27 protein-coding genes are annotated in these 25,548 nt (G+C 73.3%); 17 read left to right on the top strand and 10 right to left on the bottom strand.

Features of this window, described 5'->3' with window-relative positions; translation table 11 throughout:
* Positions 1–84: 84 nt before the first annotated feature.
* Genes hemL through ccsB form a run of 6 tightly spaced genes read left to right on the top strand, consistent with a single transcriptional unit; the run spans position 85 to position 6,075 of the window.
* The gene (gene hemL / locus ACN27C_RS06775; RefSeq protein WP_393377801.1) at positions 85–1,422 is read left to right on the top strand and encodes a glutamate-1-semialdehyde 2,1-aminomutase; all 1,338 of its coding nucleotides are present in this window, start codon (positions 85–87) and stop codon (positions 1,420–1,422) included.
* 4 nt (positions 1,423–1,426) lie between these two features.
* A complete protein-coding gene (locus ACN27C_RS06770; RefSeq protein WP_013283542.1) occupies positions 1,427–2,074 on the top strand; it encodes a histidine phosphatase family protein in 648 nt (215 codons plus the stop codon).
* Positions 2,074–2,649, top strand: coding sequence for a TlpA family protein disulfide reductase (locus ACN27C_RS06765; RefSeq protein WP_128137297.1), 576 nt, complete (start codon positions 2,074–2,076; stop codon positions 2,647–2,649). Before ACN27C_RS06770 ends, ACN27C_RS06765 begins: the two co-directional genes overlap by 1 nt.
* Positions 2,649–3,485 carry a cytochrome c biogenesis CcdA family protein gene (locus ACN27C_RS06760; RefSeq protein ID WP_120572125.1) on the top strand — a complete coding sequence of 279 codons (837 nt, stop codon included), beginning with the start codon at positions 2,649–2,651 and terminating at the stop codon, positions 3,483–3,485. The genes ACN27C_RS06765 and ACN27C_RS06760 overlap by 1 nt, the downstream gene beginning before the upstream one ends.
* Entirely contained in the window at positions 3,485–5,101 is a 1,617-nt protein-coding gene (gene resB / locus ACN27C_RS06755) for a cytochrome c biogenesis protein ResB (RefSeq protein ID WP_422750722.1), read from the top strand. Before ACN27C_RS06760 ends, resB begins: the two co-directional genes overlap by 1 nt.
* Positions 5,101–6,075: a c-type cytochrome biogenesis protein CcsB gene (ccsB, locus tag ACN27C_RS06750; RefSeq protein WP_422750721.1), complete on the top strand. Its 975-nt coding sequence runs from the start codon at positions 5,101–5,103 to the stop codon at positions 6,073–6,075. The genes resB and ccsB overlap by 1 nt, the downstream gene beginning before the upstream one ends.
* Here the strand turns inward: ccsB and ACN27C_RS06745 are convergent.
* Together ACN27C_RS06745 and ACN27C_RS06740 are read right to left on the bottom strand one after the other, a co-directional pair.
* Positions 6,044–6,268: a hypothetical protein gene (locus ACN27C_RS06745; RefSeq protein ID WP_047891625.1), complete on the bottom strand. Its 225-nt coding sequence runs from the start codon at positions 6,266–6,268 to the stop codon at positions 6,044–6,046. The two genes, ccsB and ACN27C_RS06745, sit on opposite strands and share 32 nt — an antisense overlap.
* 44 nt (positions 6,269–6,312) lie before the next feature.
* Positions 6,313–6,783, bottom strand: coding sequence for a MarR family winged helix-turn-helix transcriptional regulator (locus tag ACN27C_RS06740; RefSeq protein WP_422750720.1), 471 nt, complete (start codon positions 6,781–6,783; stop codon positions 6,313–6,315).
* A 63-nt stretch (positions 6,784–6,846) separates the two neighbouring features.
* On the opposite strand from ACN27C_RS06740, the gene ACN27C_RS06735 reads away from it, so the two are divergent.
* Genes ACN27C_RS06735 through mqnP form a run of 3 tightly spaced genes read left to right on the top strand, consistent with a single transcriptional unit; the run spans position 6,847 to position 9,814 of the window.
* A complete protein-coding gene (locus ACN27C_RS06735) occupies positions 6,847–7,404 on the top strand; it encodes a carboxymuconolactone decarboxylase family protein (protein ID WP_422750719.1) in 558 nt (185 codons plus the stop codon).
* A gap of 47 nt (positions 7,405–7,451) precedes the next feature.
* Positions 7,452–8,909 carry a menaquinone biosynthesis decarboxylase gene (locus ACN27C_RS06730; protein WP_030273542.1) on the top strand — a complete coding sequence of 486 codons (1,458 nt, stop codon included), beginning with the start codon at positions 7,452–7,454 and terminating at the stop codon, positions 8,907–8,909.
* Entirely contained in the window at positions 8,909–9,814 is a 906-nt protein-coding gene (gene mqnP, locus ACN27C_RS06725) for a menaquinone biosynthesis prenyltransferase MqnP (RefSeq protein WP_422750718.1), read from the top strand. The genes ACN27C_RS06730 and mqnP overlap by 1 nt, the downstream gene beginning before the upstream one ends.
* Positions 9,815–9,842: 28 nt before the next feature.
* Here mqnP and ACN27C_RS06720 read toward each other — a convergent pair whose 3' ends face one another.
* Positions 9,843–10,808, bottom strand: a complete 966-nt coding sequence (locus ACN27C_RS06720; protein ID WP_377626267.1) for a terpene synthase family protein — start codon at positions 10,806–10,808, stop codon at positions 9,843–9,845.
* 142 nt (positions 10,809–10,950) lie between these two features.
* On the opposite strand from ACN27C_RS06720, the gene ACN27C_RS06715 reads away from it, so the two are divergent.
* Complete coding sequence (locus ACN27C_RS06715; protein WP_047891631.1) at positions 10,951–11,595, top strand: UbiX family flavin prenyltransferase; 645 nt, start codon at positions 10,951–10,953, stop codon at positions 11,593–11,595.
* A gap of 56 nt (positions 11,596–11,651) precedes the next feature.
* Here ACN27C_RS06715 and ACN27C_RS06710 read toward each other — a convergent pair whose 3' ends face one another.
* The gene (locus ACN27C_RS06710; protein ID WP_013473529.1) at positions 11,652–11,918 is read right to left on the bottom strand and encodes a BldC family transcriptional regulator; all 267 of its coding nucleotides are present in this window, start codon (positions 11,916–11,918) and stop codon (positions 11,652–11,654) included.
* Between the two features lie 257 nt (positions 11,919–12,175).
* Here ACN27C_RS06710 and ACN27C_RS06705 point away from each other — a divergent pair, with 257 nt between their 5' ends.
* Genes ACN27C_RS06705 through ACN27C_RS06695 form a run of 3 tightly spaced genes read left to right on the top strand, consistent with a single transcriptional unit; the run spans position 12,176 to position 14,624 of the window.
* Positions 12,176–12,634, top strand: a complete 459-nt coding sequence (locus tag ACN27C_RS06705; RefSeq protein WP_120572118.1) for an Lrp/AsnC family transcriptional regulator — start codon at positions 12,176–12,178, stop codon at positions 12,632–12,634.
* 42 nt (positions 12,635–12,676) lie between these two features.
* Positions 12,677–13,519, top strand: a complete 843-nt coding sequence (locus ACN27C_RS06700; protein ID WP_422750717.1) for an SDR family NAD(P)-dependent oxidoreductase — start codon at positions 12,677–12,679, stop codon at positions 13,517–13,519.
* Between the two features lie 10 nt (positions 13,520–13,529).
* Positions 13,530–14,624, top strand: a complete 1,095-nt coding sequence (locus ACN27C_RS06695) for a PLP-dependent cysteine synthase family protein (protein WP_120572116.1) — start codon at positions 13,530–13,532, stop codon at positions 14,622–14,624.
* Between the two features lie 16 nt (positions 14,625–14,640).
* Here the strand turns inward: ACN27C_RS06695 and ACN27C_RS06690 are convergent, their stop codons facing one another.
* A complete protein-coding gene (locus ACN27C_RS06690; protein ID WP_120572115.1) occupies positions 14,641–15,261 on the bottom strand; it encodes a putative glycolipid-binding domain-containing protein in 621 nt (206 codons plus the stop codon).
* A 104-nt stretch (positions 15,262–15,365) separates the two neighbouring features.
* On the bottom strand, positions 15,366–15,575 hold the full coding sequence (locus tag ACN27C_RS06685) for a helix-turn-helix transcriptional regulator (RefSeq protein WP_041798756.1): 210 nt from the start codon (positions 15,573–15,575) through the stop codon (positions 15,366–15,368).
* Positions 15,576–15,734: 159 nt separating this feature from the next.
* On the opposite strand from ACN27C_RS06685, the gene ACN27C_RS06680 reads away from it, so the two are divergent.
* Complete coding sequence (locus tag ACN27C_RS06680) at positions 15,735–15,986, top strand: flavin reductase (RefSeq protein ID WP_091414371.1); 252 nt, start codon at positions 15,735–15,737, stop codon at positions 15,984–15,986.
* A 290-nt stretch (positions 15,987–16,276) separates the two neighbouring features.
* On the opposite strand, the gene ACN27C_RS06675 is transcribed toward ACN27C_RS06680, so the two are convergent.
* From ACN27C_RS06675 to ACN27C_RS06665, 3 genes are all read right to left on the bottom strand, one after another.
* Positions 16,277–18,166 carry a DEAD/DEAH box helicase gene (locus ACN27C_RS06675; protein ID WP_422750716.1) on the bottom strand — a complete coding sequence of 630 codons (1,890 nt, stop codon included), beginning with the start codon at positions 18,164–18,166 and terminating at the stop codon, positions 16,277–16,279.
* Between the two features lie 190 nt (positions 18,167–18,356).
* Complete coding sequence (locus ACN27C_RS06670) at positions 18,357–20,201, bottom strand: hypothetical protein (protein WP_393156890.1); 1,845 nt, start codon at positions 20,199–20,201, stop codon at positions 18,357–18,359.
* Positions 20,202–20,310: 109 nt separating this feature from the next.
* Positions 20,311–21,951, bottom strand: coding sequence for an NlpC/P60 family protein (locus ACN27C_RS06665; protein ID WP_422750715.1), 1,641 nt, complete (start codon positions 21,949–21,951; stop codon positions 20,311–20,313).
* Between the two features lie 222 nt (positions 21,952–22,173).
* Between ACN27C_RS06665 and mqnE the strand changes: the two genes are divergently transcribed.
* Genes mqnE through ACN27C_RS06650 form a run of 3 tightly spaced genes read left to right on the top strand, consistent with a single transcriptional unit; the run spans position 22,174 to position 24,078 of the window.
* Entirely contained in the window at positions 22,174–23,343 is a 1,170-nt protein-coding gene (gene mqnE / locus ACN27C_RS06660) for an aminofutalosine synthase MqnE (RefSeq protein WP_120572110.1), read from the top strand.
* 7 nt (positions 23,344–23,350) lie between these two features.
* Entirely contained in the window at positions 23,351–23,779 is a 429-nt protein-coding gene (locus tag ACN27C_RS06655) for a hypothetical protein (RefSeq protein ID WP_422750714.1), read from the top strand.
* Between the two features lie 26 nt (positions 23,780–23,805).
* Positions 23,806–24,078: a DUF4229 domain-containing protein gene (locus tag ACN27C_RS06650; RefSeq protein ID WP_091414468.1), complete on the top strand. Its 273-nt coding sequence runs from the start codon at positions 23,806–23,808 to the stop codon at positions 24,076–24,078.
* 72 nt (positions 24,079–24,150) lie between these two features.
* On the opposite strand, the gene ACN27C_RS06645 is transcribed toward ACN27C_RS06650, so the two are convergent.
* The gene (locus ACN27C_RS06645) at positions 24,151–25,491 is read right to left on the bottom strand and encodes a C39 family peptidase (RefSeq protein ID WP_422750713.1); all 1,341 of its coding nucleotides are present in this window, start codon (positions 25,489–25,491) and stop codon (positions 24,151–24,153) included.
* Between the last annotated feature and the right edge of the window lie 57 nt (positions 25,492–25,548).

The raw sequence follows: 25,548 nt of genomic DNA, 5'->3' as shown, positions 1-25,548 counted from the left end.
CGCCGCTCACGCGGGTGAGCCTGGTTACCCCCGTCGCGGGGTGCCTGCCAGGCAGCACTCCGGCGCTGACACAATGGCCCCATCGTGACCGAGACGCATTCCGCCGGATCCGGCCGCTACCCGGCCGACGCTCCGGCCTCCGAGGCCCTGTTCGACCGCGCCAAGGCCGTCGTGCCCGGCGGGGTCAACTCTCCCGTGCGCGCGTTCCGTGCCGTCGGCGGCACCCCGCGCTTCATGGTCCGGGGGGAGGGTCCGTGGCTCTTCGACGCCGACGGTCGTCGCTACGTCGACCTGGTCTGCTCCTGGGGCCCGCTGATCCTCGGCCACGCGCACCCGGCGGTGGTGGAGGCGCTGCGTGAGGCGGCGGCGCTCGGCACCAGCTTCGGCACGCCGACGCCGGGTGAGGTCGACCTGGCCGAGGAGATCATCGCGCGGACGCCGGTGGAGCAGGTCCGCCTGGTCAACTCCGGCACCGAGGCGACCATGTCGGCGATCCGGCTGGCCCGCGGCTTCACCGGCCGCTCCAAGATCATCAAGTTCTCCGGCTGCTACCACGGCCACTCGGACGCGCTGCTCGCCGCCGCCGGCTCCGGCGTGGCCACGTTCGGCCTGCCCGACTCGCCCGGCGTGACCGGCGCGGCGGCCGGCGACACGATCGTGCTGCCGTACAACGACCTGCGCGCGGTCGAGGAGGCGTTCGCCGCCGAGGGGCAGCACATCGCCGCGATCATCACCGAGGCCGCAGCCGGCAACATGGGCGTGATCGCGCCCCGCGACGGCTTCAACTCCGAGCTGGCCCGGATCGCCCACGCGAACGGCGCGCTGCTCATCGTCGACGAGGTGATGACCGGGTTCCGGGTGTCCCGCGCCGGATGGCACGGCCTCGACCCCTCGGACGCGGACCTGTGGACGTACGGGAAGGTCATGGGTGGCGGCCTGCCCGCCGCGGCGTTCGGCGGGCGCGCGGAGATCATGGCGAAGCTCGCCCCGGCCGGCCCGGTCTACCAGGCCGGCACGCTCTCCGGTAACCCGCTGGCCTGCGCGGCCGGGCTGGCCACGCTGCGGCTGGCCGACGACGCGCTCTACCGGCGGCTCGACGAGACCGCCGCCGCGCTGGGCAAGCTCACCACCGAGGCGCTGTCCGCGGCCGGCGTGCCGCACCGCCTCTCCACCGCGGGCAACATGTTCTCGGTCTTCTTCACCGACGCGGACGTGCACGACTACGACAGCGCCCGCACCCAGGTGGTGCCGGCGTTCAAGGCGTTCTTCCACGCGATGCTCGCCGCCGGCGTCTACCTGCCGCCGAGCGCGTTCGAGTCGTGGTTCGTCTCGACCGCGATCGACGACACCGCGTGGGAGCAGATCGCCGCCGCCCTTCCGGTCGCGGCGCGGGCGGCGGCAGCGGCAGGACACGGGGGGTAACCAAATGGCGGAGACCGTGGTGCACGTGCTGCGGCACGGCGAGGTGCACAACCCGGACGGCATCCTCTACGGCCGCCTGCCCGGGTTCCGCCTCTCCGAGCTGGGCGTGCAGATGGCCAAGGCGGCGGCGCAGGCGCTCGCCGACCGGACCGTCGTGCACGTGGTGGCCAGCCCGCTGGAGCGCGCCCAGCAGACCGCCGAGCCGATCGCGGCGCAGTTCGGCCTCTCCGTCGGCGTCGACGAGCGCCTGATCGAGAGCGCGAACTGGTTCGAGGGCAAGAAGGTCTCGCCGGGTGACGGATCGTTCCGCGACCCGCGCAACTGGTGGGTGCTGCGCGACCCGGTGACCCCGTCCTGGGGCGAGGCGTACCGGGCCATCGCCGAGCGCATGTTCGCCGCGCTGCACGCCGCCCGGGTCGCCGCCGAGGGGCGGGAGGCGGTGCTCGTGTCGCACCAGCTCCCGATCTGGACGCTGCGCCGGCACGTCGAGCGCAAGCGCCTCTGGCACGACCCGCGCCGCCGCCAGTGCGGCCTGGCCAGCCTCACCTCGTTCCACTTCGACGGCGCCAAGATCGTCGGCATCGGGTACTCCGAGCCGGCGGCCCACCTCGTGTCGATCTCGCCGACCGCCCGGACGGCCAAGGGGGCCTGATGCTCACCCGGAGGCTCGCCGCCGCCCTGCTCGCCGCCGTGACCGCCGGTACGGCGCTGGTCGGCTGCTCCTCCGGCAGCCAGGAGAGCCGGTGCGCGGCCGACGGCTCCACCGTCACCTGCGCCCCCGACCAGCGGTCCAAGACGCCGAAGGTGAGCGGTGAGCTGCTCACCGGCGGCAGCTACGACATCTCCCGCGACCGCGGGCAGGTCGTCGTGGTCAACTTCTGGGGTTCCTGGTGCGCGCCCTGCCGGGCCGAGGCGGACGACCTGGAGGCCACCTACCAGGCCACCAAGGGCTCCGGCGTGACGTTCCTCGGCATCAACGTGCAGGACAGCAAGGACAAGGCGATCGCCTTCGAGGAGGGCCGGGTCACGTACCCGAGCATCTTCGACCCGGCCAGCCGGCAGGCGCTGAACTTCGACATCCCGCCGAACACCACCCCGGCCACCGTCGTGCTCGACCGCGAGGGCCGGATCGCCGTGGTGATCCGCCGGGCCGTCACCCGGGACGAGCTGCGGCCGATCGTCGAGGACATCGCCGCCGAGTCGCCGCCGCCGAACGGCTCCCGCTGATGGGCGAGACGTTCCGCCAGCTCGCCGAGTCCGGCCCGCTGCTGCTCGCGGTCGGCGCGGCCGCCCTGGCCGGACTGGTCAGCTTCCTGTCGCCGTGCGTGCTCCCGCTGATGCCCGGTTACCTGTCGTACGTGACCGGCCTGGCCGGCACCGACCTGGAGGGCCGCCGCCCGGCCCCGCCGCAGTCGCCGGACCCAACGCCGACCGGGGGCGGCGTCGCCGTGGCGGAACGGACGCAGGCCCGGACCACCGCCGCCGTCAAGGGCCGGGTGCTCGCCGGCACGCTGCTGTTCATCGCGGGCTTCACCGTCGTGTTCGTCGCCACCGCGATCCTCTTCTCCGGCGTCGGCAAGCTCTTCTTCCGGTACGAGCGCACGCTGGAGATCGTCATCGGCGCGCTCGTGGTGGTGCTCGGGCTCGGCTACCTCGGGGTGATCCCCGGGATGCAGCGGGAGTTCCGCATCCGCTGGCTGCCCTCCGCCGGGCTGCTCGGCGCACCGGTGCTCGGCGCGGTCTTCGCGCTGAGCTGGCTGCCCTGCACCGGCCCGACGCTCGGCGCGGTGCTCGGCATGGCGGCCACCGAGGGCGGGACCGACCGGGCCGTGGTGCTCGCCGTGGCGTACTGCCTCGGGCTGGGGATACCGTTCGTCGTCTTCGGGCTGGGCTTCCAGCGCCTGCTCGGGGTGTTCCGCGCCGTCCGGCGCAACAGCCGCTGGGTGACCCGGATCGGCGGCGCGCTGCTGATCGCGATCGGCCTGGCGCTGATCACCGGCGGCTGGGTGAACGTGGTGATCTGGTTGCAGACGAACGTGGGCGTGGGCGAGGTGAGCATCTGATGACGACCGTCGACGACCGGCCGTCGACCCCCGCGCAGGCGCCCCGGCGGCGGGTCAACCCGGTGCTGGCCCTGCTGCGCAACTCGTGGCGGCAGCTCACCAGCATGCGGACGGCGCTGATCCTGCTGTTCCTGCTCGCCATCGCGGCCATCCCGGGCTCGGTGCTGCCCCAGCGCGGCGTCAACCCGGAACGCGTCAACCAGTGGTTCGTCGACCACCCCGACCTCGCGCCCCGGCTGAACCAGATCGGCGCGTTCGAGGTCTTCGGCTCGGTCTGGTTCTCCGCGATCTACCTGCTGCTGTTCACCTCGTTGATCGGCTGCATCCTGCCCCGCGCCCGCGACCACGTCCGCGCGCTGCGGATGAGGCCACCGGCCGCGCCGAAGCGGTTCGACCGGCTGCCGCAGCACGCGGTGCTGGAGGCCCCCGCCGCCGCCGACCCCGAGGCGATCGCGGCGGTGCTGCGCCGCCGCCGGTGGCGGGTCACCGTGCGCGGCAACGAGGTCTCCGCCGAGAAGGGCTACCTCAAGGAGACCGGCAACCTGCTCTTCCACGTGTCGCTGGTAGCCGTCCTGCTCGGGGTGGCGCTCGGTTCCTGGTACGGATGGCACGGCAACCGCATCCTGGTGGCCGGCGAGGACAACGCCTTCTGCAACACCCGCCAGCAGTACGCCGAGGCGTCGCTCGGCCCGCGCGTGGACAGCTCCGACCTGCCGCCGTTCTGCCTGACGCTGGAGAAGTTCGAGGCCGACTACCTGCCGTCCGGGCTGGCCTCCCGCTACTGGGCCACGGTGACAGTGGACGAGCCGGGCGGCGCGGAACGGACCGCCGGGTTCTCGGTCAACTCGCCGCTGCGGCTCGGCTCGGCGAACGTCTACCTGCTCGGCAACGGCTACGCGCCGCTGCTGAAGTACACCGACAAGTACGGCCGCAGCCAGACCAGCGAGGCACCGTTCCTGCGCACCGGCGACTCCAACGCGACCGAGGAGGGCGTGGCGATCTTCCCGGACGCCAACGTCGACCCGAAGACCGGCGCGCGGGCCCCGGACCAGCAGATCGCCTTCGACGGGCTCTATCTGCCGACCGCGCCGGAGAGCGCGCCGTACGTCTCGTCGCAGTACCCGGCCGAGCGGAACCCGGCGGTGAACCTGACCGCGTACCGGGGCAACCTCGGGCTGGACGCCGGCATCCCCGGCTCGGTCTACGCGCTGGACCGGCGGCAGATCGACGACGGCAAGCTCAAGGAGATCGGCACCAAGCTGCTGCGGCCGGGGGAGAAGTGGACCCTGGACGACGGCAGCACGCTGGAGTTCGTCGGCACCAAGCCGTACATCACGCTTGCGGTCCGGCATGCGCCCGGGCAGACGTTGCTGCTGGTGGCGAGCGGCACGCTGCTGCTGGGCCTGATGGGCTCGCTGTTCGCCCGGCGGCGCCGGGTCTGGTTCCGGGTTTCGCCCCCCGAGGGCGGATCTCCGACGAGCGGTAGTAGTTTGGTGGAGGCCGGTGGGCTGCCGCGCACCGAGCACCCTGGGTTCGCCGACGAGTTCGCGCAGCTCGTCGCCGCGGTGAGCGGCGACGCGCCGGACGCGCGGCGGGCGCGAGAAGGAGACGACTGATGTCCGCACTCTCCGACCAGCTGGTCGCGTTCGCGATCCTGGCGTACCTGATCGCGATGATCAGCCACGCGGTGGAGTTCGCGCTGGGCAACGCGCGGAAGGTGTCCGCGGCCGCGCCGGCGCGGGAGCTGGTCGGCGCGGGTGTCGGCGGAGCCGGCGGCACGCTCGACGAGCCGGCCGTCGCGGCGACGCCGCCGCGCCCGGACCGCACCGGCGCGCGGGCCGTGCTGGCCGGCCGGATCGCCGCCTGGCTCGCCGTGCTGGCAGCCGCCGTGCACCTGGGCGCCGTGGTCACCCGGGGCCTCGCCGCCGACCGGATGCCCTGGGGCAACATGTACGAGTTCGTGCTGACCGGCACCTGGATCGGTGTGGCGGCCTGGCTCGTGGTGCTCTGGAAGCAGCCGTGGCTGCGCCGGCTCGGGCTGTTCCTGACGCTGGTCATGGTGCTGCTGCTGGCCTTCGCCGAGCTGAAGCTCTACGTGCCGATCGAGCCGCTGATGCCGGCGCTGCAGTCGTGGTGGTTCATCATCCACGTCTCGACGATCATCTTCGCCTCGGGCATCTTCCTGCTGGGCGTGGTGCCCGCCGCCGCGTACCTGATGCGGTCCGGCTGGGAGCAGGGGCGGCGCAGCTTCCCGTACACCCTGGCCCGCCGCCTCCCGGAGGCGGCCGGGCTGGAGCGGCTGACCTTCATGCTGCACGCCTTCTCGTTCCCGATCTTCACCTTCGCGGTGATCGCGGGGGCGATCTGGGCCGAGGCGGCCTGGGGTCGTGCCTGGGGCTGGGACCCGAAGGAGACCTGGGCGTTCATCTCCTGGGTGGTGTACGCGGGCTACCTGCACGCCCGGGCCACGCCGAGCGTGAAGCGCAACGTGGCCACCTGGATCTCCATCGTGGGCTTCCTGACCGTGATGATGAACCTGTTCGGCGTGAACTTCTTCTTCACCGGTCTGCACTCGTACGCCGGGGTGTAGTGGCCGGGCGCGCGGTCAGCACCTCGTCCACCCGGCGCGTGATCTGGTAGGCCACCTCGGGCAGGTCGGCCAGTTCGAGGCGGTCCGCCCGGAGCGCGAACTGGGCGTGCAGCTCGCGGGCCACCGCGTCGCGGATCTCGGCCTGGAGCGGGCTGAGGCCGTCGGGGTCACCCACCACGTATGCGTCATCCATCCGCCGATGATGAACCGCCGACGGCGAAGCTGTCAGTGACGAAGTCATCCGCCGAGCCAGCCGGGGACGTCGAGGCGGAACACGTCGGCGGGGACCATCCGGCGCAGGTCGTCCTCGATGGCGTCGACCCGGTCCGCGCCGAGCGTGGCCGCCCAGCGGTCGCGTAGTTCGTCGAAGACGACCGCCGAGCGGTGCAGCCCGTCGTGGCCCTTCGCGGTCATCCGGACCAGTTTGCGGCGGGCGTCGGCGGGGTCGTCCACGCGGTCCAGGTAGCCGAGCGCGACCAGCCGGTCCACCGTCTTGCCCGCTGCCTGCTTGGAGACGCCGAGGCGTTGCCCGAGGTCGGAGGCGGTGGTGCCGGAGGGGCCGACGGCCTGGAGGACGAAGCCGTGGGCGGGGCGCAGCTCGGGGTGCCCCTGGCGGGCCAGCTCGGCGTGCAGGTCGTCGATCAGCGCACGGAAGCCGGCGAGCAGGAGCAGCGGCAGCGCGAAGCCGGGGCGGTCAGGCGTTGCCATGTTCGACAACCACGTTTACTATTTCGTCAACCACGTTGACTATCTTACGAGAGGGGCCCTGTGATGTCCCGCTTCACCACGTACGAGCCGGAGACCGCGCCCGCCGCCGCCCGCCCGGTCATGGCCGGGGTACGCCGCACACTGGGCCACCTGCCCGCCGCCGTCGGCCTGATGGCCGGCTCGCCCGAACTGCTCAAGGGCTTCCTCGCCGCGAACGCCGCGTTCGAGGCCACCGACCTCGACCCGGTCGCCCGCGAGGTGGTCGTGCTGACGGTCGCCACCCGCAACGGCTGCCACCTCTGCGTGGCCATGCACACCGCGACGCTCGTCCGGCACGCCGCCGTGCCCGAGCTGATCGAGGCGCTGCGTGCCGGTGCGGCGCTGCCCGACCCCCGGCTGGAGGCGCTGCGCCGCTTCACCGTCGCGGTCCTCGACCACCGGGGCGCGGTCCCCGACGCCGACCTGGACGCGCTGCTCGCCGCCGGATGGCAGCCCCGGCACGCGCTGGACGTGGTGCTCGGCGTCGGCACGTACACGATCTCCACGTTCGCCAACCGGCTCACCGAGGCGCCGCTCGACGAGCCGCTGGCCGCGTACGCCTGGACGCCCGCCCCCTGTTGACCGGGGGCGCGCCCGGCCCGAGGAAGGCGGTACGGGAGGATGGGGGCATGGCGGCTCGCTTCCCGTACACCGATCTGAAGGACTTCCTCGCGGCGCTGGAGCGTGCGGGCGAGCTGCGGCGGGTGAGCGCGCCGGTCGACCCCACGCTGGAGATCAGCGAGATCGTCACCCGCACCGTCCGGGCCGGCGGGCCCGCGCTGCTGTTCGAGCGCCCCACCCGGGGTGAGATGCCGGTGGCGATCAACCTGTTCGGCACCGAGAAGCGGATGGCGATGGCGCTCGGGGTGGAGCACCTCGACGAGATCGGCGAGCGCATCGGCGACATGCTCAAGCCGGAGCTGCCGCAGGGCTTCTCCGGGATGATGGGCGGCCTGGGCAAGGTCATGCAGCTCAAGTCGATGCCGCCGAAGAAGGTCAAGACCGCCCCCTGCCAGCAGGTGGTCTACCGGGGCGACGACGTCGACCTGAACCGGCTGCCCGGCCTGCAGGTGTGGCCCGGCGACGGCGGGATCTTCCACAACTTCGGGCTGACCCACACCAAGCACCCGGAGACCGGCAAGCGCAACCTCGGGCTCTACCGGCTCCAGCAGCACAGCCACAACACGATCGGCATGCACTGGCAGATCCACAAGAACTCCACCGCGCACCACGCGGTCGCCGAGCGGCTCGGCCAGCGGCTGCCGGTGGCGATCGCGATCGGCGCGGACCCGGTGGTGGCGTACTCGGCCAGCGCGCCGCTGCCGGCCGACATCGACGAGTACCTGTTCGCCGGGTTCCTCGCCGGTGAGCGGGTCGAGATGGTGGACTGCCTGACCGTCCCGTTGCAGGTGCCGGCGCACGCGCAGATCGTGCTGGAGGGCTACATCGAGCCGGGCGAGCGCCTGCCCGAAGGGCCGTTCGGCGACCACACCGGCTTCTACACGCCGGTCGAGCCGTTCCCGGTGATGCACATCGAGTGCATGACCATGCAGCGCGACCCGGTCTACCACTCGATCGTCACGTCCCAGCCGCCGCAGGAGGACCACGGCCTCGGCAAGGCCACCGAGCGGATCTTCGCGCCGCTGCTGCGCTTCCTCATCCCGGACATCGTCGACTACGACCTGCCCGCCGCCGGCGTCTTCCACAACTGCGCGATCGTGTCGATCCGCAAGCGCTACCCCAAGCACGCGCAGAAGGTCATGAACGCGATCTGGGGCGCGCACATGATGTCGCTGACCAAGCTGATCGTGATCGTGGACGAGGACTGCGACGTGCACGACTACAACGAGGTCGCGTTCCGCGCCTTCGGCAACGTCGACTACGCCCGCGACCTGATGGTCACCGAAGGCCCGGTCGACCACCTCGACCACGCGTCGTACCAGCAGTTCTGGGGTGGCAAGGCGGGCATCGACGCGACCCGCAAGCTGCCCGAGGAGGGCTACAGCCGGGGCTGGCCGGAGGAGATGCGCATGTCGCCCGAGGTCGTCTCGCTCGTCGACAAGCGCTGGAAGGAATACGGGATCTGATGACGGCGGCAGTCCAGGAACGGCCCGGCCGGGTCTCGTCCTTCCTCAAGCTCGTCGCCATCGAGCACTCGGTCTTCGCGCTGCCGTTCGCGTACCTGTCGGCGCTGACCGCCATGCAGCTCAACGGCGGCCGGGTGCGCTGGGGAGACCTGCTGCTGATCACCGTGGCGATGGTCGGCGCGCGGACGTTCGCCATGGCCGCGAACCGGATCCTCGACCGGCGGATCGACGCGCGGAACCCGCGTACCGCGAACCGGGAACTTGTCACCGGCGCGGTGAGCGTGCGGACGGCCTGGACCGGCGCGGCCGTCGCGCTCGTGGTGTTCCTGGCCGCCGCCGCCCTGCTCAACCCGCTCTGCCTGGTGCTCGCGCCGCTCGCCGTGGTGCCGCTCGTGGTCTACCCGTACGCCAAACGGTTCACGAACTGGCCGCACGCCATCCTCGGGCTGGCCCAGGCGGTCGGCCCGGTCGGCGCCTGGCTGGCGGTCACCGGCACGCTCGACGGCTCCGGCCCGGCCTGGCTGCTCGGCGCCGCGGTCGGCCTCTGGATCGGCGGCTTCGACCTGATCTACGCCTGCCAGGACGCCGACGTGGACCGGGAGATCGGCGTGCACAGCGTCCCCGCCCGGTACGGGCTGCGCTTCGCGCTGCACGCCTCCACTGTCGCGCACGTGGTGACGTTCGCCCTGTTCATCTGGTTCGGTGCCTGGGTCGGCTTCGGCTGGCTGTGGTGGATCGGGCTGGCGCTGACCGCTGTCGCCTTCACCTACCAGCACATGGTGGTCAGCCCCACCGACCTGAGCAAGGTCAACCGGGCGTTCTTCACCGCCAACGGGTTCGTCGGCATCGCGTTGTTCGTCCTCGCGCTGCTCGACCTGGTGATCCGGCTCGGCCTGCGGCCGTAACGGCGACGACCGGGCCGCCGCACCCCGGTCAGGACGCCGCGGCGACCGGGTAGCGGGCGCTCTCCAGCGTCCAGTCGACAGTGCCGCGCACGGCGGCGGCCAGCCCGTCGAGATGGATGGCGACCGCGTCGTCGAGCGTCGGACCGAACGACGGCGCCGCCGCCAGGAGCGCCGCGAACCGGTCCATCTCGGCCCGCCAGTGCGCGGCCACCAGGTCGACCGCCGCCGGCACCGGCACGCCCCGCTCGGCGGCCGTCGCCAGCACCAGGTTGTGCCCGCCGCCGGTGGCCCGGTCGCGCTCCAGCGAGGCGATGTCGTTGAACCAGGACAGCAGGTCGTTGGCGAGGCCGGCGAGCCGCCGCAGCGCCGGATGGTGGTAGACCGCGTCGGGCAGCGGACGCCCGGACGCGAACTCGATCAGCGGGTACGACACGTACGCCGCCGACGTGGCCCGGCGCAGCCGCACGTACTCGGCGACGCCCGGTGGACGGCCGGACGTGGTGGCGGTGGCCTCCCGGTACACCCCGTCGAGGTGGTCGGCGACCGCGTCGGCGAAACGCAGCCGCCACCGGGCCGGCATCCGGCGGCGCGGCTCCCGCCACGCCTGCACCAGCAGACGCCGCAGCGGGCCGGAGAAGCCCGGATGGCGGGCGCGCGGGCCCTCGCGCAGCAACGCGAGCGCGCCGTCACGCAGCGCCCGGATCTGCGGCGGGGTCAGCCCGTCCCGCCCGTCGCAGGCGTCGTCGACGAGGAAGAACCAGGTGAACACCGCGGTCAGCACCCGCAGGTCGGGCTCGGTGGCGTCCGGGTAGAGCCGGCCGGCGTACCGGGCGAAGCCGGCCCGCGCCAGCCGTCGGCGGGTGTCCGGGTCAGCCGGCAGGCCGAGCCGGTCGACGAGTTCCACCAGCCAGCCCTGCACGTCGTCGGCGTACGGGGAGAGGCGGGGCGGGATCGGGCAGTCGGAGCGGAGCGCCCGCAGCACCGCCGCCGTCATCACCGGCCCCTCCGTGGAAGTGGATCGCCGGTCGAAGAATTTCATGTCGCGGGACGTTCCGTGAACCCTCTGGACATCCCGGGCGGGCCGACCGAAAGGGGGTCGCCGCCCGCCGCCCGCGGCGACCAGGCACGCTTGAGGCATGCGCGAACCATGGGTGGTGGGTGTCTCCGGCGCGTCCGGGACACCGTACGCGGCGGCTGTCGTCCGGGGCCTGCTAGACGCCGGCCAGGCGGTGGACCTGATCGTCTCCCGGGCGGCCCGGCTGACGGTGCTGGACGAGACCGGCCGGCCCTTCCGGGACGCGCACTGGGCCGAGGACCTGGCCGCCTGGCTCGACCGCGACCTCACCGGCGCGGACCTGCGGCACTGGCCCGCCGGTGACCTGGCGGCGGGCCCGAGCAGCGGCTCCTACCCGGTACGCGGCATGGCGGTGGTGCCCGCGAGTACCGCCGCGTGCGCGGGCATCGCGATCGGGCTGTCCAAGGATCTGCTCCAGCGCGCCGCCGAGGTGAACCTCAAGGAACGCCGCCCGGTCGTCGTGGTGCCCCGGGAGACGCCGGTTACCCGCAGTCACCTGGAACATCTCATCGCGCTGCACGACGCCGGCGCGGTGGTGCTGCCGGCCAGTCCGGGCTTCTACGGCGCCGGCGCGGCGGCGTCCGCCGGGCAGCTCGTGGACTTCGTGGCCGGGAAGGTGCTCGACGCGCTCGGTGTCGAGCACACGCTGTTCCGGCGGTGGTCCGGCGAGCTGGCCGCCGGTCGCCGTGAGGCGGATCCGGACTGACCGGCCCGGCTGCGACGTACGGGGCGCGGCCCTCGGCCGGACCGCGCCCCGTACGTTCAGTACATGCCGGCGTTCGCCGGTCCGGGGCCGGTGGAAGCGGTCGGGCCCATGTTGCGGGCCTTGCCCATGTCCTCCGCCTCGTCCAGCATGCCCTCCCCCTCGAGCAGGGCCCGCACCTCGGATTCCCGAAACCGGCGGTGCCCTCCTGGAGTCCGGATACTGCCGATCCGGCCGGCCGCTGCCCATCTGGTCACGGTCTTCGGGTCCACCCGAAACAGCGCAGCGACCTCACCCGGTGTCAGCAGGCGATCTCCAGTGTCCACAGCCCCCTCCTCGCGTCGACGAAGCCCCCGGCTGAACACACTGCCCCCGGCCGGTGCGAGCCCAGAGCCGTCATGAGGGACGTATGGCAATTACAGCACCGGCTACCGGACGTGTCCGCCAAACGCGAAAAACGCACACACTGGGAAGGATAGGAAATGGTACCGGCGGAGAACCCCCGTCATCGTACGTTTGTGAAGGGTTGATCCACGGGTACCGACAGTGTTCCGTGGTCGCCGAACGGATAGGGTCACTCTCCGTGGACACGATCGACCTGAGCCTCGTGGAGCTGTTGCGGGGCAACGCCCGTCTGTCGTACGCCGAGCTGGCCCGTCAGGTCGGCCTCTCCGCCCCGGCCGTGCACGAGCGGGTCGGCAAGCTGGAGTCCAGCGGCGTGATCCGGGCGTACCGGGCCGAGGTCGAGCCGGAGTCGATCGGGCTCGGCGTGACAGCGCTCATCGGCATCATCGAGGACTCCGACGCGGACACCGACGACGTGCTGGAGTCGTTCCGCCGCATCCCCGAGATCGAGTCCTGCTACTTCATGGCCGGCGTCGAGTCCTTCCTGCTGAAGGCGCGGGTCGGAACGATCGCCGAGCTGGAGCAGTTGATCGTCCGGCTGAACCGGACGGCGGGTGTGGCGTCCACCCGCACCAGCATCGCCCTGTCGACCAAGTGGGAGAACCGCCCGCAGCCGCTGGAAGCGCCCACCGCCTGACGCCTCTGGCCCCGGGCCGCCGGTTGCGGTTAACGTGCGCCGATGACGAGCTCGGGACGCGGTGCCGCAGTGGTGACCGGAGCGGCCGGCGGGCTGGGGCGGGCCATCGCCGCCGCGCTGCACGCCGACGGCTGGAACGTGCTGCTCACCGACACCGACGCCGGGGCCGCGTCGGCCGCCGCCGCGTCGCTGGGCGGCTGGTCCCGCCCGCTCGATGTACGCGACGAGTCCGCCTGCGCGGAGGTCGCCGCCGAGGCGGCGGCCACCCCCGGCGGCCTCGGGCTCTGGGTGAACAACGCGGGCATCCTGGCCACCGGCCCGTCCTGGTCGCACGACGCCCCGACCCGCCGCGCGGTGGTCGAGGTGAACGCGCTCGGCGCGATGAACGGCACGCTCGCCGCCGTCGCGGTGATGCGCGAACAGGGCCGCGGCCACGTGCTCAACGTCGTCTCGCTGGCCGGGCTGATCGCCGCGCCCGGCGAGACGGTGTACGCGGCCAGCAAGCACGCCCTGCTCGCGTTCAGCCTCGGCACCCTGAGCGACCTGCGGATGGCCGGCGTCCGGGGCGTACACGTGTCGTGCCTGTGCCCGGACGGGATCTGGACGCCGATGCTGCACGACAAGCTGGACGACCCGGGAGCGCTGGCGTCCTTCACCGGCGCGTTGCTCACGCCGGAGCGGGTGGCCGCGCGGGCCGTCCGGCTGGCCCGCCGGCCCCGGCCGGTGGTCAGCCTGCCGCGCTGGCGCGGCGCCCAGGTGCGGCTCCTGGACGCCTTCCCCCGGCTCGCCCTGGCCCTCACGCCGGTGATCCGGGCCACCGGACGGGCCGGTCAGCGGCGGCAGGCCCGCCGGGTCCGGGAAAACCCGAGCCCACCTCGCTTGTAACGTTGCCGACGTGACTCACTTCGACCGGTGCGACGAGGCCAGCCGGCGCTGGGTGACCGAGGCGATCGCCACTGTCGAGGCGGACGCCAACCGCTCCGCCGACACCCACCTGCTGCCGTTCCCGCTGCCCCGCGAGTGGGGGATCGACCTCTACCTCAAGGACGAGTCGGTGCACCCCACCGGCTCGCTGAAGCACCGGCTGGCCCGCTCGCTGTTCCTCTACGGGCTCTGCAACGGCTGGATCGGCCCGGACACCACGATCGTCGAGGCGTCGTCCGGCTCGACGGCCGTCTCCGAGGCGTACTTCGCCCGGATGCTCGGGCTGCCGTTCATCGCGGTCATGCCCGCCTCCACGTCGCCGGAGAAGATCGCCCAGATCGAGTTCCAGGGCGGGCGCTGCCACCTGGTGGACGACCCGTCCAAGGTCGTGGTGGAGGCGCGCTGGCTCGCCGAGGACAGCGGCGGCCGGTTCATGGACCAGTTCACCTACGCCGAGCGGGCCACCGACTGGCGGGGCAACAACAACATCGCCGAGTCGATCTACGCCCAGCTCGCGCTGGAACGGCACCCGGTGCCCGCCTGGATCGTGGTCGGCGCCGGCACCGGCGGCACCAGCGCCACCATCGGCCGGTACGCCCGGTACCGGCGGCTGCCCACCAAGCTCTGCGTGGTGGACCCGGAGAACTCCGCCTTCTACCCCGCCTGGCAGGCCGGCGACTGGTCGGTGCGCACCGACCGCGGCTCACGGATCGAGGGCATCGGGCGGCCCACCGTCGAGGCGTCCTTCCTGCCCAGCGTGGTGGACCGGATGGTGCAGGTGCCGGACGCCGCGTCGCTCGCCGCGATGCGGGCCGGCTCGGCGGTGCTCGGCCGCCTCGTGGGCGGCTCCACCGGCACCAACCTGTGGGGCGCGTTCGGGCTGATCGCGCAGATGCGCGCGGCCGGGCGTACCGGCTCGGTGGTCACGCTGATCTGCGACCCGGGCGACCGGTACGGCGACACCTACTACTCCGACGAGTGGGTGGCCGCGCAGGGCCTCGACCTCGCCCCGCACCTCGCCACCATCGACCGGTTCCTGACCGACGGCACCTGGCCGGCGGCCTGAACCGGACCCCGGACGGTCAGCGCGGGTCGACCCGCTCGGCCAGCCCCGGGTAGCGCACCACGAAACCGTCCGGGTCGACCTCCAGGTCGGCGGCGAACGTGTCACTGGAATACCGGACCCGGCCCGGGCCCAGCGAGGTGTAGACCTGCTCGGCGGGCACCACGGCCAGGCCGGGCAGCAGCACCCAGGCCACCGTCACGGCGGTGGCCAGGTCGGCGGGCAGCCGGCCCAGCCCGATCCGGCGGATCGGCAGCGTGTTCGTCAGCGGGGAACCGCCCAGATCCACGTCGAGCGCCTCGGCCAGCCGGCTCGGGTCGTCGGTGCCCGGCAGGCCCGCCGGTGGGTGGCCCGCCGCGCTCAGCGCCGCGTCCAGGTCACCCTCCTCGCCGGTACGCACGCGCCACCCGTCCCGGCCCCGCTCCAGGCGTACGCTCCGCGACCAGCCGGCACCCTCGGACTCGACCTCCAGCCGGTTCGTCGACCAGTCCGGGCCGACGGTCAGGCGGTACCGGCACGTGTACGGGATCGGATCCACGGCGAGCGCCACACCCTGCGCGGTCAGCCCCTGACCGTCGTCGAGCACGACGTGCTCGGAGCCGGCGGTGTCGGTCCGGGCCCAGAAGAGCGACTTCGGCATGGTCCGGACGTTACGCGACCCGGCCGTCGGCGGCAGCGGATGCGCGAACGCCGCCGCCGAGCGGGATGTCCCGCTGCTCCCGGGCGTCAGGCCAGCGCTACTGGTTACCCCTGCTCGTCGCCCTCTGTGGGGCGGGGCGGCCGGTTGTGACGGGCCCACTCGTCCACCTCGTCCGCGTCCCAGACGTTCATGCCGATCAGTCGGGCGAGCGGCTCGGGGAACCCGGGGCGGCGGGTGATCTGCAGGACCCGCTGACGCGATACGCCGAACAGGGCGGCCAGCTCGCCGGGCCCGTACAGGCGTGGTCGTCTCATCCGCCGAAAGTAGGCACGACACGCAGTGGTCATTTGTCACTTACAGATTGACAACCCCATGCGAGCTGGGGTGCGATGGGATCAGGCCCCCCGCCCGGTGGCGAGTTTCGCGGCGGACGGGGGTGCCACCTGGACGCAGAACCTTGCAGGAGGCCCCGAGTGACCCAGCGCCACGCTCCGCTGAAACCCCTCTGGGTCTGTACGGCAGACCTGCTCAACTGGCCGTGCGAGAACGCCAAGGCCGAGTTGGTGGCTGACTACGAGCACGACCGACGCCACCTCGCCGTCGATCTGGCCGCCCTGATGCGGCAGGCAACCGATGACCTGACCAGGCTCTACTCCGAGCCGCCGGACCCCGCCGAGATGCACATCCGGTTCCTGGGCTGGCTGCGGTCGGTGCGCAATGTCTGACCCGATCGGCACCGGGCTGCTCCTGGCCGCCGTCATCGCCCAGGCGTTCGGCTGCTGGGTCGCCTGGTCGTGGGGCCGGTCCGCTCGGCGCAGCCTCCGGCAGACCATCGACAAGGCCACCCCGACGCCACCGCCCGACTGGCGGCCTCGTCATCGCCTGTCGCTGTGGAATGAGCCGACCCGGCGATATCCCGTCCTCACACCGCGCAGCTGGAACGGGAGCCGACATCACCCCGGACGCACCGCCGCCGCCGAGCGGATGCTCGGCGGCGGCAGTGGGTGCGCTCAGATCAGTGGGTACGTGCCGGCGGGCGCCCGCCGAAGCCGCGCCTGTCGTCCCGGCCCCGCCCCTCGGCCCGGAAACCGCCGCTTCGGCGCTCAGCCGGACGCGCGTCGCCCCGGTCACCGAAACGCCGCTCGGCGTGCGGGCGGTCGTCCTGGCGCCGGTCGCCGAAGCCGCGCGAGCCGCTCGGCCGGTCGTCGTACCGCCGCTCGTCGCGGTCGTACCCGCGTCCGGTCGCCGGCCGCTGCCGGTCCCCGTACGGCCGCTCGGACCGCTCGCCGAAGCGCCGGTCGTCGCCGCGCGGGCCGCGGTCGTCGGACCGCTGCTCGCCGACGCTCCGGCCGTCGAACCGCCGGTCGCCGAAGCTGCGCTCGTCGCGACGCTCCGGCCGCCCGAAGCGGCGCTCACCGCCGCCGGACCGCTCGCCCGAGTAGCGCTCGCCCGCCGGCCGGTCGCCGAACCGGCGGTCACCGCCCCGATCCGCGAACCGGTCACTCGACTGCTCGCCCGCGGGCCGGTCGCCGAAGCGGCGCTCGCCCCGGCCGTCGCGGTCGCCGAACCGGCGCTCGCCACGGTCGGAGAAGCTCCGGCCGCCACGGTCGAAGCCCCGGCCGTCCCGGTCGCCGAAGCGGCGCGAGCCGCCGCCGCGCCGCGGCTCCGGCTCTTCCCGGACCGGTACGCCGCTGGGCTCGCGGGCGCCGGTCAGCTCGGCCAGCGCCTCGTCGCCCGCCCGGACCCGGGTCTCGGCCGGCTCGACGCCCGCCTTCTCCATCATGGCCAGCGTGGTGCGGCGCTGCTTCGGCAGCACCAGCGTCGCCACCGCGCCCGACTCGCCGGCCCGGGCCGTACGGCCGGCCCGGTGCAGGTAGTCCTTGGGGTCCTTCGGCGGGTCCACGTGCAGCACCAGCGAGACGCCGTCGACGTGGATGCCCCGGGCGGCCACGTCGGTCGCGACCAGCACGGGCGTCCGGCCCTCACGGAACTCGGCGAGCGTCTTGGTGCGCATGCGCTGGGTCTTGCCGCCGTGCAGCCCACCGGCCCGCACACCGACGGCCGCGAGCTGCTCGACGAGCCGGTCCACGCCGAGCTGCGTACGGGCGAACAGCATGGTGCGGCCCTCACGGGCGGCGATGGACGCCGCGACCGCGAACTTGTCGTGCGGCGGGATCAGCAGCAGGTGGTGATCCATGGTGGACACGGCCGCGGTGGCCGGTGCGGTCGAGTGGGTGACCGGGTCGGTCATGAACCGCTTGACGAGCGTGTCGACGTCGTTGTCCAGAGTGGCCGAGAACAGCAGCCGCTGCGCGTCCGCCGGGGTCTTCGCCAGCAGCCGGGTGACCTCGGGCAGGAAGCCCATGTCGGCCATCTGGTCGGCCTCGTCCAGCACGGTGATCTCGACGTCGTCGAGCCGGCACACGCCGCGCTCGATCAGGTCGCCGAGCCGTCCCGGGGTGGCCACGATGATCTCCACGCCGCGGCGCAGCGCGTCGATCTGCCGGTCGTACGGCACACCGCCGACGGCGGTCTTCAGGAACACGCCCACCGACTTGCCGAGCGGCACGAGGGCGTCGTTGACCTGCATGGCAAGTTCACGGGTGGGGACCAGGACCAGGGCGCGCGGGTACAGCGGCCGGGCCCGGTTGCGGTCGGCGACCCGGGCGATGACCGGCAGGCCGAAGGCGAGCGTCTTGCCCGAGCCGGTCTGGCCCCGGCCGAGGACGTCGCGGCCCGCCAGCGAGTCGGGCAGCGTGGCCCGCTGGATCTCGAACGCGGTGGTGATGCCCTGCCGGGCGAGCGTCTCGACGAGCTGCCGGGGCAGGCCGAGCGAGGCGAAGTCGACGGTCTCGGGCGTCGGGTCGATGGACGGGGACGTGCTGGATTCAGCGAACGTGGTCAAGAAATACCTCTCGAGCGGGGCGCATCTTCGCGATGGCCCGCCGCGGCCTGTCACGCCGCCGAATCGCCCGCAAGATCGCCCATGGGCGCGCGCAGTCGGGCGCGCCGGGTCAATGATCAGAGACAAGTGTACGGCGCATCGACGACTCCGCCACGGCAACGCGAGACCGTAGTGGGCGGGCTCACCCCTGTCACTCGATGAGCATGGTCCCGGTCAGGCCGCTCAGCGCGTCGTTGGCCAGGAAGACCACGAGCAGGCTGATCGCGATGAGCATGATCAGCGCGACCGCCAGCACGATGACCACCTTGGTGTTGCCGCCCCGGGCCGCCGGGCTCTCCTCGGACCAGCCCTGGGCCAGGATGTGCCCGGTCAGCGATCCGGAGTTCTCCAGCGGGTTGCCCTGCGGGAACGACACGGTGGCGAAACCCGGCCCGTCGGTCCCGCCGTACGCGGCGGTGGCGAGATCCGGATCGGCGGGCTGCGGGCGTACCGGACGGGTCTTGTCGGCGTCGCGGCCGGGCGTGGCCGGCGGCGGCCAGGTCGGCAGCGCCGGGGCCGGCACCACGGGCGGCGGTGGTGCCGACACGGGCGCGGCGGCCCACGACGGCAGCGCACCGTCCGGCGGGCCGGCCGGTGGCGACAGGGGCGTGACCGGCGGCGCGACGGGCGCGGCCGGCGGCGACAGCGGCGCGGCCGGCGGGCCCGGTACGGCGGCCCGCGCGGGCGGGAACGACGGGCCGGTCGCCGGGGCGGGGAACAGCGGCGCGGGCAGTGGGCCCGGCCCGCCGGTCATCGCCGGTGGCGGCGGGAACGGCGGTGCGGGCATCGGACCCGGCGGGGGCGGCGGCGGGGGTACGGGCGGACCCGGCGGCGGCACGGGCGGCCCGGGGACCGGTGGCACCGGCCCGGGCGTGGGCGTGGGCGTCGGCGGGGTGGGTGCGGGCGGCGTCGGCAGGGGTGGCGTGGGCCGGAGCGGGGGCTCCGGCTCGGGCACCGGCGGCGCGGGCGACGGCGGCGTCGGACCGGGCACCGGGGTCGGCGCCGGCTCGGGCTCCGGGCCGTTCGGCGCCGGGGGCTGCGCGGGCTCCGGCGGCTGGACCGGCTCCGGCGGTTCCGGGTTCACCGGTCCGGCCCGGTAGACAGTGGCGGCGGCGGGCGGCGCGGCCACCACGGAGGCGGCGACCTCCTCCGCGGAGACACGGCTCAGGCCGGGCACCGACGCGCTGGCCCGGGCGGGTACGGGTCCGGCCTGCTCGGCGGGCGGGGAAGCGCCGGTGAGCGGGGCGGGGCGGTCGGCGGAGACAGGTGCCGAGCCGGCGGACCCGTGCGGCAGGGAGTCGGCGGACCCGACCGGCGGTACGTCGCCGGACGTGACCGGCGGCGCGCCTGCGGACCCGGCCGACGCTGCGGTGACGGGCGGCAAAGACTCGCCGGAACCGGCTGCCGAGCTCTCGGCGGCGGAGGAGGCTCCGGAGCCGTCGTGCGGCTCGGAGGCGGCGTCCGCCTGCCGGGCCGGCGCGGCGTCGCGGTCCGCCGGGCCGGCGGCGTCGGCGGGCACTGCGGCGTCCGCTGCCGCCGGGTCCACGGCTGGGGCGGAAGGAGCAGGTACGGGCACGCGTGCGGACCCGGAGACGCGGGGAGCCGGGATGGCCGCCGGAGCGCTGCCGGGCGTACCCGGGGAGGCGTCGCCGTCCGCCGCCGGCGCGGCGGCGGGCTGGGGTGTCGCCGGGCGGTCGGCCACGGCGAAGGCGGACCAGCTGGACGGCGGCACCGTGGCGCCGGGCAGGCGCCGGTCCAGCGGCGGTGGGGTGTCCGCCGGGGTGCCCGCCCGGTACGTCGTGGGACCGGCCTGCGGAAGCGGCTGCTCGTCACCGGCGGGCGGCGGCACTGCCGAACCGGCGACCGACACGCGCGCCCGGGCGACGGCGACCGGCCCGGGTGAGGCCGAACCGCGGTCGTCGTCGCCGGCCGGGTCGGCGGGGCCGGGCGTCGGTCCCGGGTGGACCTTCTCCGCCGGAACGTCCTGCTCGCCCATCTCGCCCCTCCGCACCCACGCTCGCCTCCAGCCGTGGCGCCGACCGGAAGTGCCTGGATCTCACCGTGCCATATTCCGGCCCGGGAGCACAGCCGGAGTGGCGGTTGGGTCAGTCCGCGCTGCTGCTCGGGCTGGCGGAGCCGCTGCCGGCCGTGCTGCTCGACGGGGCGGCGCTGCTGCTGCTCGGCGCGGCGCTGCTGGTGTCCGGCTCGGCGCTGGCGCTCTGGCTCGGCGTCGGGTCGGGCGAGTCGGTCGGGCTCGGCGGCGGCGTGCTGGGCGCGGGGCTGGACGTCGTCGGCTTCGGCGTCGGCGTGGTGGGCTTCGGCGTGGTCGGCGTCGGCTTGGGCGTGGTCGACGGCTTCGGCGTGGTGGGCGTCGGCTTGGGGGTCGTCGACGGCTTCGGCGGGGTGGCCGGCACGGTCGGCGGCGGCGCCGGGGTGGCCGGGGCGGGTACGGCGCCGATCACCCGGGTCGCGGCGTAGAGCCGGGACCAGCGGACCACCGAGATCTTGACGACGTCGCCGGTCCGCGGCGCCTCCACCATCTTGCCGTTGCCGATGTACATGGCGACGTGGTGGACGCTGGTCCAGCTGCTGCCCGAGGCGAAGAACAGCAGGTCACCGGGGAGCAGGGCGTTCGGCGAGACGGTGCGGGAACGGGTGGCGAAGTACTGGTCCTTGGCGACGCGGGGCAGGCCCCGGTAGCCGGCCGCCTGGTAGGAGGCGAGCATCAGGCCGGAGCAGTCGAACCGGTCCGGGCCCTCGGCGGCCCACAGGTAGGGGTCACCGAGCTGGGCGAGGGCGTAGCGCACGGCGGCGAGCGCCCGCGGGTCCGCCACCAGGCCGTCGATGCCCTGGTCGACCACGTACGAGGTGCCGAGCCGCTGCTCGGCGGCGTCGGCCAGGCGCTCGATCTCCAGGAGCTTGGCCGCGTTCTCCTTGCGCAGCGCGACGAGCGCGGTCTCCTGCTTGCGCAGGTCGGCCTCGGCGCGGGTGAACTCGGCGGCCTTCTCGGTCGCCCGCCGCTGGGCCGACTCGTGCGCCTCCCGCGCGATCTGCTCGGCGCTCGTGGCACGGAGGAGTTCGCCGGTCACCGACGTGGTGGCGCCCTCGGCCTTGTCGCCCCGGGTGATGCGCTGGAGGTTGGCGAACTCCCGCAGGCTGGCGCCGAACTCGCCCGGCGGCAGCGCCGCGTCGGCCTTGACCGCGTCGGCGGCGGCGCTCTTGGCGTTGTCCTGGGCGCGGCGGAGCGCGTCCACCGCCTCGGTGAGCCGGGCGGCGGACTGGGTCAGCTCGGTCTGTGCGGCGTCCCGCTCGGTCTTGATCCGGAGCAGTTCCTCGCCCAGCAGGGTGACCCGGGCGTCGAGCTGGTTGATCTGGGCGATCAGTGGGCCGTCGGCCGGGTTGGTCACGCCGGTGGTGGCACCCGCGCCGGGCAGGCCCGGGACGGTGACACCGGGCAGACCCGGGACGGTGCCGGGGAGGCCGGGGACGGTTCCCGGCGCGCCGGGAACGGTGCCGGGCACGCCACGGACGCCGCCGGACGAACCGGGCAGTTGCAGGGGGCCGGTGACCTGGGGCCGGGAGCCGGTGTCGGGCACGACGTCGGGCAGCGGGTCGGCCCATGCGGGTGTGGCGAGCGCCGCGGCCGCGACCGCCCCCAGGAGGGCGGACCAGAGCGCCGGGCGCAGGATCGGTGAGATCACCGGCTGCCGTCCTCGTCGCCGTCGGGCCTTGGTGCTGTGAGCCATACCGCTCCCCGTCCGGTCTGGGGTCCGTCACGCGTGCTTGGGGCGTGTCGGGACAGGACGGCCCTGGTGTGTGTTCCGCCCCACCCTGTCTTACCTCACCGTTGCGACGATGTCGATGTGCGGAGCGTGACGACCGGTGAACCGGCGCGACCACGTCGGCGGCCGGTCGGGCCCGCGACGTACGCTCGATCGGGAACCCAGGTGGAAGGACGTGGCTTTCGGATGGACGCCGGACTCAAGCGCGAACTCGAGGCGAAGGTGTACGCGGGGGAGCGGCTGACCCGCGAGGACGGCATCGCCCTCTACGCCAGCGACGACCTGACCTGGCTGGGCCGGCTGGCCCACCACAGGCGTACGGAGCTCAACGGCGACCGGGTGATGTTCAACGTCAACCGGCACCTGAACCTGACGAACGTCTGCTCGGCGTCGTGCGCGTACTGCTCGTTCCAGCGCAAGCCGGGCGAGAAGGACGCCTACACGATGCGTATCGACGAGGCGGTCCGCAAGGCCAAGGAGATGGAGGACGAGCAGCTCACCGAGCTGCACATCGTCAACGGCCTGCACCCGACGCTGCCCTGGCGCTACTACCCGAAGGTGCTGCGCGAGCTGAAGGCGGCGCTGCCGAAGGTCAACCTCAAGGCGTTCACCGCGACCGAGGTGCAGTGGTTCGAGAAGATCAGCGGGCTCAGCGCCGACGCGATCCTCGACGAGCTGATGGACGCCGGCCTGGAGTCGCTCACCGGCGGTGGCGCGGAGATCTTCGACTGGGAGGTCCGGCAGCACATCGTCGACCACAACTGCCACTGGGAGGACTGGTCGCGCATCCACCGGCTGGCCCACTCGAAGGGCATGAAGACGCCGTCGACCATGCTCTACGGCCACATCGAGGAGCCCCGGCACCGGGTCGACCACGTGCTGCGGCTGCGTGAGCTGCAGGACGAGACCGGCGGTTTCCAGGTCTTCATCCCGCTGCGCTACCAGCACGACTTCGTCGACTCGGCGGACGGCAAGATCCGTAACCGGATCCAGGCCCGGACCACGATGGCCTCGCCGGCCGAGTCGCTCAAGACGTTCGCGGTCTCCCGGCTGCTGTTCGACAACGTGCCGCACGTCAAGTGCTTCTGGGTCATGCACGGGCTGTCGGTCGCGCAGCTCTCGCTGAACTTCGGCGTCGACGACCTGGACGGCTCGGTCGTGGAATACAAGATCACCCACGACGCCGACTCGTACGGCACGCCGAACACCATGCACCGCGACGACCTGCTGCACATGATCTGGGACGCCGGATTCCGTCCGGTCGAGCGGAACACCCGCTACGAGATCGTCCGCGAGTACGACGGTCCGCCGTCGCTGGCGGAGCGTCGGTCCGAGCCGCAGCAGGTCTGGGCCTGACCTGGCGATGAGCGACGAGGAACAGCAGCGCGGCTTTCCCCGGCGCGACGCCGAGGGGCGCATCCTCACCCTCGGCGACCTGCTCGGGGTGAGCCTCGCCGGCCTGGTCATCGGGGTGCTGGCGCTGCTGGTCTTCGAGTTCGCGTTCGCCACGGTGGGCGACAGCGGCTTCGGGGGTACGAACGGCTGGCTCGCGGTGATCCTGCCGCTCTGGCTGTTCTGGGACGAGTTCCGGGCCTGGGAGTTCGGGGCTGCCCGGGTGGTGGCCGCGCTGGCCGGGCTCGGGCTCGGCGTCGTCGCCGGTCTGCTGGTCGCGGGCCTGGCCTCCGGGCTGCCCGCACTAGTCACCGGCGCGTCGGCCGCGGCGGTGTTCACCGTGGTCTACGCCGTCATCTGGTTTCATGGCGTGCACTGGCTGGCCCGGCGTACGGGCTGAGGCACGGAGAGAGTGGGAATGCGGGAATGAGCGCGGCGGTCAAGTACACGCTGGGCCGGGTCGGGCTGTTCGTCGCCGTGCTGGCAGCCCTCTGGTTCGTCGAGATGAACATGTTCCTGCGGCTGATGGTGGCGCTGATCTCCTCGGCCGCGCTGTCGTTCTTCCTGCTGCGCAACTGGCGGGACGAGATGGCCGGGGAGATGGCGGAGGCGTCGGAGCGGCGTCGCGCCGAGAAGGACCGGCTGCGTACCGCGCTCGCGGGCGAGGACGAGCCGGACGCCGAGCGCCGCGACGGCTGAGCGGACGAACGAGAGGGCCCGGCGCCGGAGATGGCGCCGGGCCCCTCGCCGTTCATCGGTCGGCCGAGCCGCTCACCAGTTGGTCGAGCCCGGGACGACCGGCCACGGCCGGTCGGCCGGCTTGATCAGGTACGCGATGCCGCCGGAGCCGGAGGCCACGGTGCCGTTGGCCCGGTAGCGCTTGGTGCGCAGCCAGATCTGCTCGAACTGCTCCCGCTTGTAGACGTTGCGGACCGCGTCGTTGGACGAGGACGCCGGGTCGTTGACGATCACGTCGCCGTCGGCGGTGAAGCCGACGATCACGAACAGGTGCCCGGAGGTGCCGTAGTTGGCCCCGTCCAGCTCGCTGGCGAGGAACGACTGCGAGGTCACCACCGGGATGCCCGCCCTGATGAAGCGTTCCGCCTCGTCCAGCGAGTGCAGCCGGGTGACCCGCGCCTCCAGGCCGGGGAAGCTCGACGCGTACGCGGTGTTGAACGGCCAGTTGCCGGCGCCCTCGTACTCGTAGTCGTAGGTCATCCGGGCGGCGTGGTCGACAGTGGGGTCGGGGTAGGAGGGGTCGACCCAGGAGGTGTCCTCGGCCGAGGGCTTGCGACCCCAGTACTCGACCACCATCTCCGTCGAGGTGGGCGAGCACCACGCCTCACCGCCGCCGTCGTACTCGGGGTACTCGCCGATGTGGATGTTCTGCGAGTAGCGCGGCACGGCCAGCTCGGTGCCCCAGGCGATGCCGCCCCGGCTCGGGGTGACGGTGAACCGGTCCGGCACGTTCGACGCCATCGCGCCGACCATCCGGACCTGCGGCGCGGCGGCCTGACCGGGCGCGCGGTAGAGCGTCAGCCGCAACTGGTACGAGCGCAGCAGCACCCCGGCGTCGGCGTCGTCGATCGAGAACGTGTCGGTCCAGATGCTCGACCACGGGTCGCCCTGGCCGTCCAGCGTGGAGCGCTTGATGTCCTGGTCGCCGGAGGCCCAGCGGCCCATGACGTACCACGGGGTCTGCGCCCCGGTGTTGTACGTGCCGTGCAGCTCGACCTGGATCCAGGTGCCGGCCGGGGTGGCGGCGTTCCACGACGCGACCATCTCGGTGGCGTCGAAGCCGATCCGCCGCTCGGGCGAGGTCCAGGTGGCGTACTCCCAGGTGCGGGTCGTGCCGGTGTGCTCGTCGGTGAACTCGGTGGTGCCCGCCGGGCGGTCGATGGTCAGCGCCGGGTGGCGGCCCGGTACGGCGCGGGTGCCCTGGTGGGTGCCGGTACGCCAGTCGGGGAAGCGGGAGAACTCCTGAAAGGTGATCTGTTCGTCGTGTGTGACGCCCGGTCGCGCGGCTTGCGCCTGGACCGGTGCGCTCGTGGCGAGGAGGGTGAGCGCGGTGAGGCCGGCGAGGGCGGCCGCGCGCATGGGTCGTCCGAACATGGCAGCTCCACAGGGAGACGGCATCGTTGCCGTTCACTGTCGCGCTTGGCGGGAAGT

The organism is Micromonospora sp. WMMD1219 (assembly GCF_049315215.1).
Lineage (GTDB): Bacteria > Actinomycetota > Actinomycetes > Mycobacteriales > Micromonosporaceae > Micromonospora > Micromonospora tulbaghiae.
The sequence above is the reverse complement of the archived record's forward strand: the minus strand, read 5'-3'. Positions and strand labels throughout refer to the sequence as shown.